Origin of the sequence: Pseudoalteromonas sp. T1lg24, from assembly GCF_002964745.1 — a bacterium.
Lineage (GTDB): Bacteria > Pseudomonadota > Gammaproteobacteria > Enterobacterales > Alteromonadaceae > Pseudoalteromonas > Pseudoalteromonas spongiae.
This window is the reverse complement of sequence record NZ_PQCB01000001.1, coordinates 169,581-182,493: the sequence shown is the minus strand read 5'-3', so window position 1 is coordinate 182,493 and position 12,913 is coordinate 169,581. Positions and strand designations below refer to the sequence as shown.

9 protein-coding genes are annotated in these 12,913 nt (G+C 41.1%); 5 read left to right on the top strand and 4 right to left on the bottom strand.

The genetic code is table 11. The features are described from left to right. The first annotated feature begins 337 nt into the window (after window positions 1–337). Together C2M30_RS00770 and C2M30_RS00765 are read left to right on the top strand one after the other, a co-directional pair. Window positions 338–3,208, top strand: a complete 2,871-nt coding sequence (locus C2M30_RS00770; protein ID WP_158683283.1) for a BspA family leucine-rich repeat surface protein — start codon at window positions 338–340, stop codon at window positions 3,206–3,208. A 274-nt stretch (window positions 3,209–3,482) separates the two neighbouring features. Next, entirely contained in the window at window positions 3,483–4,142 is a 660-nt protein-coding gene (locus C2M30_RS00765; RefSeq protein ID WP_234004658.1) for a substrate-binding periplasmic protein, read from the top strand. 34 nt (window positions 4,143–4,176) lie between these two features. Here C2M30_RS00765 and C2M30_RS00760 read toward each other — a convergent pair whose 3' ends face one another. Beyond that, a complete protein-coding gene (locus tag C2M30_RS00760; protein ID WP_105170319.1) occupies window positions 4,177–6,210 on the bottom strand; it encodes a methyl-accepting chemotaxis protein in 2,034 nt (677 codons plus the stop codon). 112 nt (window positions 6,211–6,322) lie between these two features. Between C2M30_RS00760 and C2M30_RS00755 the strand changes: the two genes are divergently transcribed. Next, the gene (locus C2M30_RS00755) at window positions 6,323–7,114 is read left to right on the top strand and encodes an NAD(P)H-binding protein (RefSeq protein ID WP_105170318.1); all 792 of its coding nucleotides are present in this window, start codon (window positions 6,323–6,325) and stop codon (window positions 7,112–7,114) included. Window positions 7,115–7,131: 17 nt separating this feature from the next. Here C2M30_RS00755 and hutC read toward each other — a convergent pair whose 3' ends face one another. Beyond that, a complete protein-coding gene (hutC, locus tag C2M30_RS00750; protein WP_054981127.1) occupies window positions 7,132–7,839 on the bottom strand; it encodes a histidine utilization repressor in 708 nt (235 codons plus the stop codon). A 170-nt stretch (window positions 7,840–8,009) separates the two neighbouring features. Here hutC and hutI point away from each other — a divergent pair, with 170 nt between their 5' ends. Both hutI and C2M30_RS00740 read left to right on the top strand, forming a co-directional pair. Beyond that, window positions 8,010–9,263, top strand: coding sequence for an imidazolonepropionase (gene hutI, locus C2M30_RS00745; RefSeq protein ID WP_105170317.1), 1,254 nt, complete (start codon window positions 8,010–8,012; stop codon window positions 9,261–9,263). A 24-nt stretch (window positions 9,264–9,287) separates the two neighbouring features. After that, window positions 9,288–11,090, top strand: a complete 1,803-nt coding sequence (locus tag C2M30_RS00740) for a GGDEF domain-containing phosphodiesterase (protein WP_105170316.1) — start codon at window positions 9,288–9,290, stop codon at window positions 11,088–11,090. 37 nt (window positions 11,091–11,127) lie between these two features. On the opposite strand, the gene C2M30_RS00735 is transcribed toward C2M30_RS00740, so the two are convergent. Both C2M30_RS00735 and rraA read right to left on the bottom strand, forming a co-directional pair. Continuing rightward, complete coding sequence (locus tag C2M30_RS00735) at window positions 11,128–12,177, bottom strand: formimidoylglutamase (RefSeq protein ID WP_105170315.1); 1,050 nt, start codon at window positions 12,175–12,177, stop codon at window positions 11,128–11,130. Beyond that, entirely contained in the window at window positions 12,170–12,670 is a 501-nt protein-coding gene (rraA, locus tag C2M30_RS00730) for a ribonuclease E activity regulator RraA (RefSeq protein WP_010562157.1), read from the bottom strand. The genes C2M30_RS00735 and rraA overlap by 8 nt, the downstream gene beginning before the upstream one ends. Window positions 12,671–12,913 lie beyond the last annotated feature (243 nt).

Genomic DNA, 12,913 nt, shown 5'->3' with positions numbered 1-12,913 from the left:
ACATCGCCAAGCTCCTAATTAAAGAAAGCCTCAACATTATGTTGAGGCTTTTTTGCATTTGAACTCCAGAAAAGATAGGGCGAACGCCCACGTGCCTCTCCTGCGCTGTGGGCACTTGAACATCACCATGCTCCTAACTAAAAAGCCCGCTCATTGAGTGGGCTTTTCCGGTCAAAGTTCTCCTAATACAACCTTTTCTCCCCCTTTATGCCTATCTTGATGATTTAGCTTGTAACTTATTGACTTAGTTTACTTATTGTTTAATTTTGAATATAAAGTTAGACTTCATGTGAATTTAGATGCTTTTTATTATTACAAGTAGTTAAGGATGACGCGGATGTTTCACCGTACCTGGATTTTAGTTTGTGCTTTTGTGTTTATGAGCGGCTGTGGTGGCTCAGACAACACTGTTACTCCGAGTGTGCCTGTATCGGACAGCACTCCTCCGGTTATTTCTTTACATGGCGACGCAAATTTAACCCTCGAAGGTGGCGCTGATTATTATGAGGAAGGGGCCAGCGCCAGCGATAATGTCGATGGTCGAATCGATGTGACTGTTTCCGGCGCGGTCGATGTCATGATAGTGGGTGTCTATACCTTAACTTATACAGCTGTTGACAAAGCTGGTAATAAAGCAACGGTGACTCGAACGGTATCAGTCGTCGATACCACGCCACCGACCATAACCTTAAATGGTGCTGCAGAGATAACTCTTGAAGGGGGTAGCGATTATTATGAGCAAGGGGCCAGCGCCAGCGATAAAATTGATGGGCAAATTGATGTGGTTATTTCCGGCGCAGTTAATCTCAGGAAAGTGGGCTCCCATATCTTAACTTACATGGCTGTTGACAAAGCTGGCAATAGAGCAATGGCGTCTCGAATAGTCTCAATCGTCGATACCACGCCACCGACCATTATCTTAAACGGTGCGAAACAGATTGAACTCGTTAAAGGGCTAGATTATTTTGATAAAGGCGCAACAGCTTTTGATATTGTAGACGGTGATTTGCCGTTAACGCACAGCGGTAAAGTGGATATTAGCACCGTAGGGGACTACACACTAACTTACACCGCCACTGACTTATCAGGAAATAGTGCCAGTGTTGAGCGTATTGTTATTGTTAAAGAGTCAGAACACTTTATAACCCGCTGGCAGGTATCGTCAGACTCTTTAACAAGCACCTTATTAGCCAACCCTAATTATAGCTATGACTATACAATTGATTGGGGGGATGGGTATATAGATACTAACGTCACTGGTGACGCGGTGCACACTTACGCCTCAGAGGGAGAATATGAGGTCAAGATTAGTGGCCAATTTCCACATTTTCAATTCAAAAAGGAGCAGTATTATTACCCTGATCCAATTCATGATCCAGGTTGTTCTAACTGTGATGTGATTAGAGCTGTAATACAATGGGGCAATATACAATGGCGTGATATGAGCGGGTTCTTTCACGAACAGAATCAATTTACAGCCATTGAAACTGACCAATCACCCGACTTAAGTCAAGTTCAGTCTTTATCAGGTATGTTTTATTACACTAAATTTAATGGTGATATCTCTCGGTGGGATGTTAGTAGTGTGACGAATATGAATGGCATGTTTCAACGTAGCCAATTTATAGGTGATATCTCCCAATGGGATGTCAGCAATGTGAGAGATATGGAATATATGTTTCGATTTAGTCAGTTTAATGGCGATATTTCTCAGTGGGATGTGAGTAATGCCTCGTATATGAATGACATGTTTGCACACAGCCTATTTAATGGTGATATTTCTGAGTGGGATGTCAGTAATGTCACTGATATGTCAGCCATGTTTGAATTTAGTCAGTTTGATGGCGATATCTCTCAGTGGGATGTCAGCAATGTCACAAATATGACAGGCATGTTCGCACACAGCCAGTTTAATGGCGATATCTCTCAGTGGGATGTCAGCAATGTCACTGATATGTCACGCTTGTTTGAATCTAGTCAGTTTAATAGCGATATTGCTCAGTGGGATGTCAGTAATGTCACAAATATGACAGGCATGTTCGCACACAGCCAGTTTAATGGCGATATTTCACTGTGGGATGTAAGCAGTGTCAAGTTCATGGGGGGAGAGGAGGGTAAATCAAGTATGTTTGAAGGTAGCCTGTTCAGTGGTGATCTCTCCCAATGGGATGTCAGTAGCGTTACGAATATGAAAGACATGTTTGCATACAGTCAGTTTAATGGTGATATTTCTCAGTGGGATGTGAGCAATGTAACGGATATGAGTTATATGTTTGCTGACAGTAACTTCAATGGCGATATTTCCGAATGGGATGTAAGTAATGTGGCTGAAATGCTCTTAATGTTTTATAGCAGCCCGTTTAATGGCGATATCTCTCAGTGGGATGTGAGCAGTGTGAAGATGATGTTGGGGATGTTTAATGGCAGCCAGTTTAATGGCGATATATCTCAGTGGGATGTGAGCAATGTAACTGACATGACAGGGATGTTTTATAATAGCCCGTTTAATGGTGAACTATCCCAATGGGATGTGAGTAGTGTTAAGCATATGGGGAGGATGCTTTCAAATACGCCATTTAATGGTGATATATCTCAGTGGGATGTGAGCAGTGTTTTTTCTATGGGTCACATGTTTGCAGGCACCCCGTTTAATGGTGATATATCTCAATGGGATGTGAGCAGCGTGAAAGGCATGGCTGGGATGTTTAAAGGTAGCCAATTTAATAGTGATATATCTCAGTGGGATGTGGGCAGTGTAACGACTATGGGTGGAATGTTTGAGGATAGTCCATTTAACGGTGACATATCTCAATGGGATGTGAGCAGTGTGACGAATATGAACGGGATGTTTGAATCCAGCCAATTCAATAGTGATATTTCCCTGTGGGAAGTAAGTAAAGTTATGGATATGGGTTCGATGTTTGCTGATAGCCCATTTAATGGTGATATATCTCAGTGGGATGTGAGTGGTGTGATGTGGATGTGGCGTATGCTTGAAAACGAAGCATTTTCACAAGCACACTACGATGCGCTTCTAAATGGCTGGTCTCAACTTGATCTACAAGACAGTGTCAGTTTGGGTGTAAACCAATTTTATTCAGAGAGAGGCGCAACCGGCAGGGCGATTTTAATCGAAGTATTCAACTGGAATATTGACGACAAAGGTTTGCAGCCAAGTTCTCAAAATACATCACCTCTAATGTATTAGAAATAAATTGATTAGTTCTGATTGATGTTATGAGGTGAAAGGGCAATGGGACTCGAAATATAGCATGCTCTAAACTTCATATAGCTTATCGACATTCGTACATCCATGTACATCAAAGCCCGCTCATTGAGCGGGCTTTTGGCGTTTTGAGGATTTCACTTCATACTTAAGCATCTAACCTAACATAATAATTTATTTATAATTCTGTATGCTAAAAGCTCTATCACTCCTTTTATTGGTTTGTTCATTTACATTAACTGCGAAACAAATTGTTGTGTTAAGCAGTGAAGGGCCTCCGCATACTATTAATGACGCTCAAAATAGTGGGATTGACCTAGATGTTGTAAAAGCGGTTTTAACGCGTCTAGATTACGATGTGAACTTTCATTTTGTACCATTAGGGCGTGCAGAGTCGTTAGTTAAATCTGGTGCCTACGTAGCGATGGCGCCTATTTTTGCGACAAGCGATGAAGAGCGGTTTTACGTTTCTCATCCGATTGTTAAGTACGCGCCTACGATATTTTCATTAAAAAAGAATAAACTAACACCGCAGTATTTGAGTGATTTGAAAGGTCATTCGATTATTACTTTTCAAGGTGCACCTGGTTATTTTGGTAAAGAATTTGAACTGCTTAGTAAGCAAAATAACTATTTTGAATCACCGAGCATGAAGGTGATCCCTGAGTTAATTAGAAAGGGGCGTTATGACTATGCTGTGCTGGATAAGTATATTTTCTATTACTTTTATCGCTTTGTTGATAAACAGAGAGATCTTTCTTTATTTAAAGAGCATGCGTTGATCCCATCGGTAACTGCAAGTGCTGGGTTTTCGGATAAGTCGCTGCGCGATGAGTTTAATCGAGAATTAGCCACCTTTTTACTTGATGACGGTTATCGTAAGGTTGTGGAAAAGTATCTTGGTAAGTTGGAGTAAATGACGAAGCGCGCAACGCGCTCCGCCACGTTTTTTATAATTTAAATTCGTTTACTGTTTTATTTAAATTACCAGCAAGGTTTCGTAATATCTGTGCTTCTCTTGCTAACTCATTAGCATGCTGTGATGTATTGTTAACTAACGAATTAATGGAGCTTAAGTTATTATTAATATCCTCAGCGACGACAGTTTGCTCTTCTGTTGCAGTTGCAATTTGATGGTTTTGATCTTGAACTAAACTCACCGATGTTGAAATATCGGTAAAGGCTTGTAACACTTGTTGAGTTTTGTCACTTGAGCGTGATACTTGCTCTTTTCCTTGTTCCATCATTTGCGTTGCTTGCACTGCGATTTGCTGTAAGCGAGTGATCATATTACGAATGTCATCTGTTGACTCTTGGGTACGACTAGCAAGCGTTCTTACTTCATCTGCTACTACCGCAAAGCCTCTACCTTGTTCACCCGCTCTGGCAGCTTCTATGGCGGCGTTAAGGGCGAGTAGGTTAGTTTGTTCTGCGATGCTATTAATTACATCAACTACGCTGCCAATATTATTCGATTCTTGCTCCAGCCCTGACACAACTTCAGCGGCATTTTGAATATGCTCCGAGAGTGACTGCATTTCATGTTGTGCTGTATTTGAAAGGGTCACACCTTTGCTCGTTAACTGGTTTACTGAATCGGTGCCTTCGTTGGCTTGCTGCGCATTGCGTGATATTTCTAACACAGTTGCAGCCATTTCAGTTACCGCAGTGCTGACATTATCTACTTCGTCTTTTTCTTGCAGGATTTCTTGGTGAGTTTCTTCAGATACTCGGCTTAATTCCGCTGAAGCACTATCAAGTTGAATTGATTGGTCACGTGTATTAATAAGTAATGTTCGTAGCTTATCGATAAAGGTATTTACATGCTGCGCTAATTGACCAACTTCATCTTGGCTATCAACGCTAATGCGTTTGGTTAGGTCCCCTTCGCCTGAAGCAATGTCTTGCATGGTTTCTGTTAGTGCTGAAATTGGTTTAACAATCATTTGTGTAGCGAAAAAAATCATCGCCATAATAATAGCCAGAATAATAATTACGCTTGATGTGGTAGCCCATGCCGCTTCTTTTACAGGCGTATTAATATAACTTTCAGGCACAAGCAAACCTAAATACCAATTCAAGCTTGGTTTACTTAGCTCTAATCGTTGATATACAACAAAGTAAGTTTCACCATTGAGTGTTACTTGGCTATGCCCTGATTTTTGCTGTTTCATTTGACTGTTGAGTGCGGTAAAACCAGTGGTGTTTGGCATTTGTGACTCAAGAGCTGATAAGTCGTCTTTTGTGATTCCACGAGACTCATCTTCAATCACTGATAGGGTGTGTTTAGTGCGGTTTGATAAGTGTACGACTTTCTGTTCATGGTCGAGTAAAAAGCCATAGCCAACATTGTTAAATTGTATTTGTTCAATCATTTCTGCAATGTTGTTAAGTTTTAGGTCTACTCCACCTACACCAATTAGTTTTCGATTACTGTCATAAACAGTTTGTTGCACTACGGCTGATACGTTACCTGTAGTTAAATCAATAGCGAGAGGGCCAACATATAAGCCATCATGTTTTAGTGCGTCTTGCCACCAACCGCGTTTATACGCAAAGTACTCTGCGCCATTGTATTGTGTGGTACGCTCATTTTCTTTGAAGTAAGCGCCAGTATTCGCTGAGGCAAAAAAAGCGGAAAGAATATTACTATCAGAACCACTAATCCTGATGAAGTCTTGGTTGATGGTGTTGTATCCTTGCGAGTTTTGATAATCAGCACCTCGCTCGGTCCAATTTGCGAACCATTCGACTAAATGTGGATTAGTAACAAAGGTTTCTACAACGCGACCATATTGCGAAAAAAAGCCTTCAATATTAAGTTTTTCGGTTTTTAAATAGCTTTTCGCCTCAGACTCGACGGAGGCGCGTGACAGATTTGAAATATGGCTAACAAAATAAAAGGCTGAGAGTATAAGCAGCACAGTAATCGTACCGCCAATTAGTAATAGGATTTTCTTTCTCAAGGATAAATTATTTAACATTCTTATACTTCCTGAGGGCTAAACAGTTGAATTTTTATCGATACAAAACCACGTAAGCAGACGCAAAATTATTGTTATATAATCGGATTTTGTTCTTAGACTCTATCTAGTAATGATTAATAATTCAAATAATGGCGTTGTAGTGGGGGCAGGTTGGCTAGGGCAGCCTTTGGCTAATAGTCTTGAAGCCGATGGTTGGCAGGTTGTTAGAACAAGTCGCCAAGCTCAAAATAAGCCCAACTGGGCGCAATTTAACCTTGAGCAAGGCATTTGTGAGGTAGATATGCCGCATGCTGTGTGGTTTTTCTGTATGCCACCTGGTCGTACTATTGAGGCTCAGCGCGCATATTCTCAGTACTTAACAGAGAGTTTAGCATTGGCTAAAGCACAACAGGCTAAACGCTTTGTGTTTTGCTCTACAACCGGTGTTTATCCAACTAAAGCTCAAACTTATACAGAGCTAAGTGCGTTTGAAGCATCAGCTGAAAAGCAATCGCGACTATTAGAAAATGAACTACAAGTGGCTGATAGTGGTTTGCATTATGTTATTGTGCGCTTAGGTGGGCTTATCGGTGAAAAGCGTCACCCAGGGTGTTTTTTAAGTGGTAAAACATTATCATCAAGCGCCAATGCGTTAGTAAATATGTTGCATCAAGATGACGCAGTAACGGGATTGTCATTTATTGCGACGCATAACCTTACTTCGTCGATTGTTAATTTAGTGACACCACATCATCCGACTAAGCAGGCGTTTTACGCAGAGGCTACTAAACTACTCGCAGTTGACGGCGTGAACTTTGAAAAAAGTAATTTAGAAGAGCGTATTATCTCATGTGATTTACTTTTAGAGCAGGGCTTTCAGTTTAAATACGATAACTTGTTTGAGGCCCTAAAGCACTGCTAACAAATACGCAGCATTACTTAGCGTTTAAATGTTAAGTGTCCACCAAGGCGATATTTACTGCCCGGTGAAATAAGGCGAGTAAAGCTAACAACACCATTTGATGACCAAGTGCGACGAATAACTTGTAAGCAAGGCTCTTCATTAAATAGCGATAGCCATTGGCTTATTTGTGGGCTTGGCATTATTGCTTCAACGGTGTGACGTGCTTCGGTAAGTGGTGCCACTTCACATAAGTATTCGTGCGGCGTTACTTGTTCAAAGTTTTGCTGCAGATACCCTGGCGCAAATGCTGGGTTTACAAAACGTTCTTCGACTTGAATTGGTGTGCCGTTTTCAAGGTGTACAAGCACCGAACGGTATACTAGGCTGTCTTGTTCAACGCCTAAAGCAATTGCGATCGGTGCAATTGCGGGCATCGATTCTAAAATTTCAGGAATACACTTATGTTCACTGCCACGCTCTTTAATTTCATCGGCAATATTACGAATTTCCAGCAAGTTAGACTGTGATTTAAAACTTGCGACAAAAGTCCCTAATCCTTGTGTGCGGCTCAGAATGCCTGCGTCTGTTAATTCACTAAGTGCGCGCCTTGCGGTCATACGGCTTACACTAAATTGCTCGGCGAGTTCATTTTCTGAGGCTACTCGACTGTTCTCAGCCCATTCGCCTGATTTTATCTTGCCAATGATGTATTGTTTTATTTGCGCGAATTTAGGTTGTGCCATAGTAACAGTGTTGTTGATTATTCAATTGTTTTAAGCCTTTTACCTAAGCATTAACGAGTAATCAAGCTATAGTTGATAAAAGATACAATGAAGATGGCATAATTGTATTGTATATACAAGTCTTCTTGGTAGACTTTCATTTTTAAGAATAGATGTAATTTGAGTTAGTTATGACAGCCAATGATGTAAATGCGGCAGCGAAGCAGAGTTTTGATTTAGTGATTACCAATGTTCATATTGCAACCATGGACAGCGCAATAGACGATACCTATGGCACGGTGTTAAGTGCTGCATTGGGTATTAAAAATGGCAAAATTGCTTGGTGTGGTAATGCTGCTGATTTTCCTGAGTTTGATAGTTTGCAAACTCCTGTAGTAAATGGCCATGGTAAATGGATTACGCCAAGCTTGATTGATTGCCATACTCATATTGTATGTGCTGGTAATCGTGCTAACGAATTTGAAATGCGTTTAAACGGTGCAAGCTATCAAGAGATTGCAGCGCAAGGCGGCGGCATTATCTCAACAGTAAAAGCGACACGAGAGGCTGATCATGAAGCGCTATTTGTTAGCGCAAAAGATCGTTTAAATGCATTGTTGAACGAAGGTGTTACTACAGTTGAAATTAAGTCAGGTTACGGTTTAGATCTAGACAGTGAAATTAAAATGCTCGAAGTCGCAGAGCAACTGAATCAACACCACCCAATTGATGTACAAAAAACGTTTCTTGGTGCGCACGCATTACCGCCAGAATATAAAGGCAAAGCTGATGATTACATTACCTTAGTATGTGATGAAATGATGCCAAAAGTGGCTGAGCTTAACTTAGCCGATGCTGTAGATGCGTTTTGTGAGGGGGTTGGTTTTTCAAACGAACAAACTCGCCGTGTATTTGATGCAGCGAAAAAGCATAATCTTCCTGTAAAACTTCATGCAGAACAGCTTTCAAATTTGCAAGGTGCCCAATTAGTTGCAGAGTATAACGGGTTATCGGCGGATCATATTGAGTTTCTTGATGAGGTGGGTGTTGTGGCAATGGCGCAAGCTAATACCGTTGCAGTGTTGCTACCAGGTGCCTTTTATTTTTTACGTGAGACACAATTACCGCCAATTGAGCTGCTGCGTAAACATAAAGTAGCTATGGCAATTGCAACCGATTTCAACCCTGGTACGTCACCTATTTGCTCGGTACAATTAATGCTTAACATGGCATGTACGCTATTTAGATTGACTCCTGCTGAATCACTTGCGGGCGTTACGGTAAATGCAGCTCGCGCGCTTGGGTTAACGGACCGAGGCGTAATTAAAGTAGGACTAAACGCTGATTTTGTGCTCTGGGATATTGATTCTCCAGCGCAGTTATCGTATCAATATGGCGTCAACCCTTTGAAGGGACTATGGAAAGATGGTCAGCAATTAAAGTAGGAAGCTATTTCCTGTGAGAGGCGTATGAAAAAAGTAATAGCAGCGGGTGGTTTAACGCTTAGTTCGTTTTCACTGTTTGCAGCAACAGAAACGAGCATGTTTACATTTCCTAGTTTAGTTGCTGGGATGTTGCTTGTGAGCTGGTTGCTAGCGATTTTGCAAGCAGGCAATGCAGTGAATCGTGTGTTGGATATTTTGCTTGGTGTGGCAACACTGGCATTTCTTTCAACCAATAACCTTGTTGCTATTATTATTTGCGCCTTGATTTTGCTAGCAGAATGCTATTTTTCGCAGCAAAAAAAAGCACAGCGTATGGCGCTATGGCTAAACGTTGTTAGTTTATTGTTATTTCTTGGCCTTTCAGTCGCTTTCTTTACAGATTACTTAAGTGGCGCTTGGCCACCTGTTGCAGTTGTATTTCACTATATTTTTGCCAACCTTGATACTTACTTTAGACGTGAAAAGCGCCTTAGAATTGCCTTGTCTTCGCAATTGCACACCAATGAAGCGCATAACGACAAACAGTTGCTACTTGAGCGCAGCTTATTTCTAAATGGCTATGACAATTGGCAAGTACAGTCGCTTAACCGTGTTTTGGTTTTAATTAAGCTTGAGGGATTGGGTCAAATTAACCGTATGGTGGGCCATGACTTTGGCGATTTATTAATTGCTAAGCTCGGCAAAAAAATTAATGATGAATTAAATGCCGGTGATGTACTGTCGTTATCATTATTTAATGAAGACGTGCAACTTTGTTATTTAGGTGGGGTTGATTTTGCCTTTGCCGTTGATACCAGTAATGAAGCGCACATTCATCAGCGTTTAATTCACCGCATATACGACGTAGTGCACAAACCTACGCAAGTTGACAACATCGATTCAGAGCTCTCTTTACGAGCAGCGATTGTTGAAGACAAAAAACAATTAACGGCACAGAAGTTACTTGCGCAAGCGCATTTAGCTATCGAATTCACGTCAGAAATAGATTGGTTAATTACCTTCCAAAAAGAGATTGCAGAGCGAGCAGATAAACGTAGACAGCTACTATCTGATTTATCAGTACTTGATTTTGATAAAGATTTTCAGCTTTATTTCCACCCGGTTATTGATATTGAAACAAATCAAATTTTGTTTATTGAGTTGCTGTTGCGTTGGCATCATCCAAAGTTTGGTACTTTAGAGGCAAAACACTTTATTGATGAAATTAGTGCCGCGGGATTAACACTACCTATTGCACGTTGGGTGTCAGAGAAAGCGGCGGAATTAGCGTTAGCAATTAAGCTTGAAGAGATTAATGTACCGATAAGCGTTAATTTATTTGGTAAAGAATTGCTGCAAGATGAGTTTATTGATCACCTAGCTGATGTGCTGGTAGAGCACAGGTTAACCGAAGGCGATATTATTATTGAAGCGCCGGTGAATGTGTTTATGGGGTTGCCTGATTTTGGTGAATCGATTTTACGACGCCTTAAAGAAAATAACATTGCAGTGTGCTTAGACGACTTAGGTATTGAGCCATTGCAATTATCTAGGTTGCCTCGTCTTGCGTTAAATTATGTCAAAGTTGATGGTTCAATCGTTAAAGAGCTAACTGAAAATGTAAACACGCGCAGCTTATTAAGCGGCATTATTGATATGAGTAATAGCTTAGGTATTAAGGTAGTATGTGAGGGTATCGAATCTGAAACTCAATATACCTATATCAGTAGTATGAAGTGTCATGCGGCGCAAGGTTATTTATTCTCAAGACCATTACCGAATGTAGGCTTATTAGGATGGTTAAAGCAGTGGCAAAAACGTCTTGCCAACGGTGAGCGCCCTTATTAGGCGCTCATTTTATTTGTAAACCTGTATTGTAAGCTAGTTAAGCTTCGCGACCACTTAAATAGCTGGCAACAAGTGCTGCTAAGATTTGTCCGGCCTCATTCATACCTTGGTTTACACCATTAGCATGCTCGCTTGGTGCAGCCTCACAAAGGTGCAAGTAGCGGGTATATGGGTTTAGTGCTAATTGATAAACAAATTGCTCAGCTTCATACACTGCTAAACCACAATTGGTAAAGGCACTGACAGGCATATAAGAAATGCTATCAACATCGACCTCAATCCCCATAGGTAATTGATAGCCTTGCATTCGTGCAAGTGCGGCCTTATTTGCCTCGTTCAGGCTAAGCTCTTGTCTTACCTTAATCGCTTGGTAAGAATCGTAAGAAAACCCTGCATCATGCATACGGTCAATGATGGCTTGGTTGTTCTTTAACTCGTGCATAGCAATTACGTGATAATCACGTAAGTAGTTTTGCTGATGTGCATAACTAAAGCCGTTGCCACTATGTCTGCCTTCTGTGGCTCTAAAGTCAGCATGAGGGTCTAAGTTTATGGCGCAACAGGCTTGTTGCGTACTTTCACTTAGTGCCTTGATAATAGGGTAGCAATTGTTATGTCCGCCACCTATCACGATTGGCTCTAATCCCGCATCAAAAATCATTTGTAATACTGGACTGGCGATATCATCAATTTCACCGCACAGTGTGCGCAGTGTATCGAGTTCGGCTGGTACTTTGTTACTTAGCCCTTTGCCGCGTTTCATAATATCGGCACAATCGACTTCACCCAGTAACAGTACTTTATTGCTGGCAATAAATTGGTTTGCTTGCAAGTTTAAAAACTTGCTCAGGAAGGCCTGCCAGCCAAGTTCGGCACCACCATTACCTAAATTGGCGCGAGGACCAATATCTTCCGGAATGCCAACAAGAACGTATTTAATACCATAGGCAGATGCATCGGCGAGTGCATTTTCAATTGATTGTTGCTGATTTATAAACGAAATACTTTGCCAAACGCGCTGCTCACCTGCGCGCGCTTGACATAAATCAGCAATGCTTTGCTCGGTATATATCTTTAGCTTATTCATCTTCGTCTAAATCAATCGACAACTCTTCAGCAGAAAGAATGATGCCCGTGCTATCGGCATAGATGTAATCTCCTTCAAAGAAAGACACACCTGCAAAATTAACCGGAGCACCTAACTCGCCATAACCTTCGCTGTCGGCCGCTACTGGAATTGATGCTACCGCTTGAATACCAATATCAAGCTCTTCAAGATCGCTAACATGGCGAACACTGCCGTAAACAACCAATCCTTCCCAGTTGTTATCAAGTGCAAGCTCAGCAAGTTCAATATCAATTAATGCGCGGCGCGTAGAGCCGCCTCCATCGATTAACAGTACTTTGCCTGAACCATCCTGTGACAAAGTCTCTCGGATAAGTTGATTGTTCTCAAAACATTTTATTGTGGTAATTTGACCAGCGAAAGCAGTTGCGCCAGCAAAATTAACAAACAAAGGTTCTAGTACGTCGATGCTATCAGCAAACTGATCACACAGGTCTGATGTATTGATTTCCATATTAGCTCCAAGGGCTTAAATAGTTTTCTCAGTATACCCTGCAGCATGATTAATACAATTGATCTCGTATGGTTTTGTAAATGATTTAGCTATGCTCGTTAGGTTTTATTGTGGGTTGTAACTAATGTTTTAAGTTATTGATGTTTAGGTTTCTGTAAATGGCCCGCCATGAACTAAACTGAAGATAACTTCCGACAAATAACCTCTTTTATTGGCTGTCATAAATGGGTCATCAAATTACCA

What these genes read in the sequence shown, in the direction of transcription:
- C2M30_RS00770 (WP_158683283.1), top strand. Translation starts at nt 338, where the DNA reads ATGTTTCACCGTACCTGGATTTTAGTTTGTGCTTTTGTGTTTATGAGC.
- C2M30_RS00735 (WP_105170315.1), bottom strand. Translation starts at nt 12,177, where the DNA reads ATGAATAAGCTAAAGATATATACCGAGCAAAGCATTGCTGATTTATGT.
- hutI (WP_105170317.1), top strand. Translation starts at nt 8,010, where the DNA reads ATGACAGCCAATGATGTAAATGCGGCAGCGAAGCAGAGTTTTGATTTA.
- hutC (WP_054981127.1), bottom strand. Translation starts at nt 7,839, where the DNA reads ATGGCACAACCTAAATTCGCGCAAATAAAACAATACATCATTGGCAAG.
- C2M30_RS00755 (WP_105170318.1), top strand. Translation starts at nt 6,323, where the DNA reads ATGATTAATAATTCAAATAATGGCGTTGTAGTGGGGGCAGGTTGGCTA.
- C2M30_RS00740 (WP_105170316.1), top strand. Translation starts at nt 9,288, where the DNA reads ATGAAAAAAGTAATAGCAGCGGGTGGTTTAACGCTTAGTTCGTTTTCA.
- rraA (WP_010562157.1), bottom strand. Translation starts at nt 12,670, where the DNA reads ATGGAAATCAATACATCAGACCTGTGTGATCAGTTTGCTGATAGCATC.
- C2M30_RS00760 (WP_105170319.1), bottom strand. Translation starts at nt 6,210, where the DNA reads ATGTTAAATAATTTATCCTTGAGAAAGAAAATCCTATTACTAATTGGC.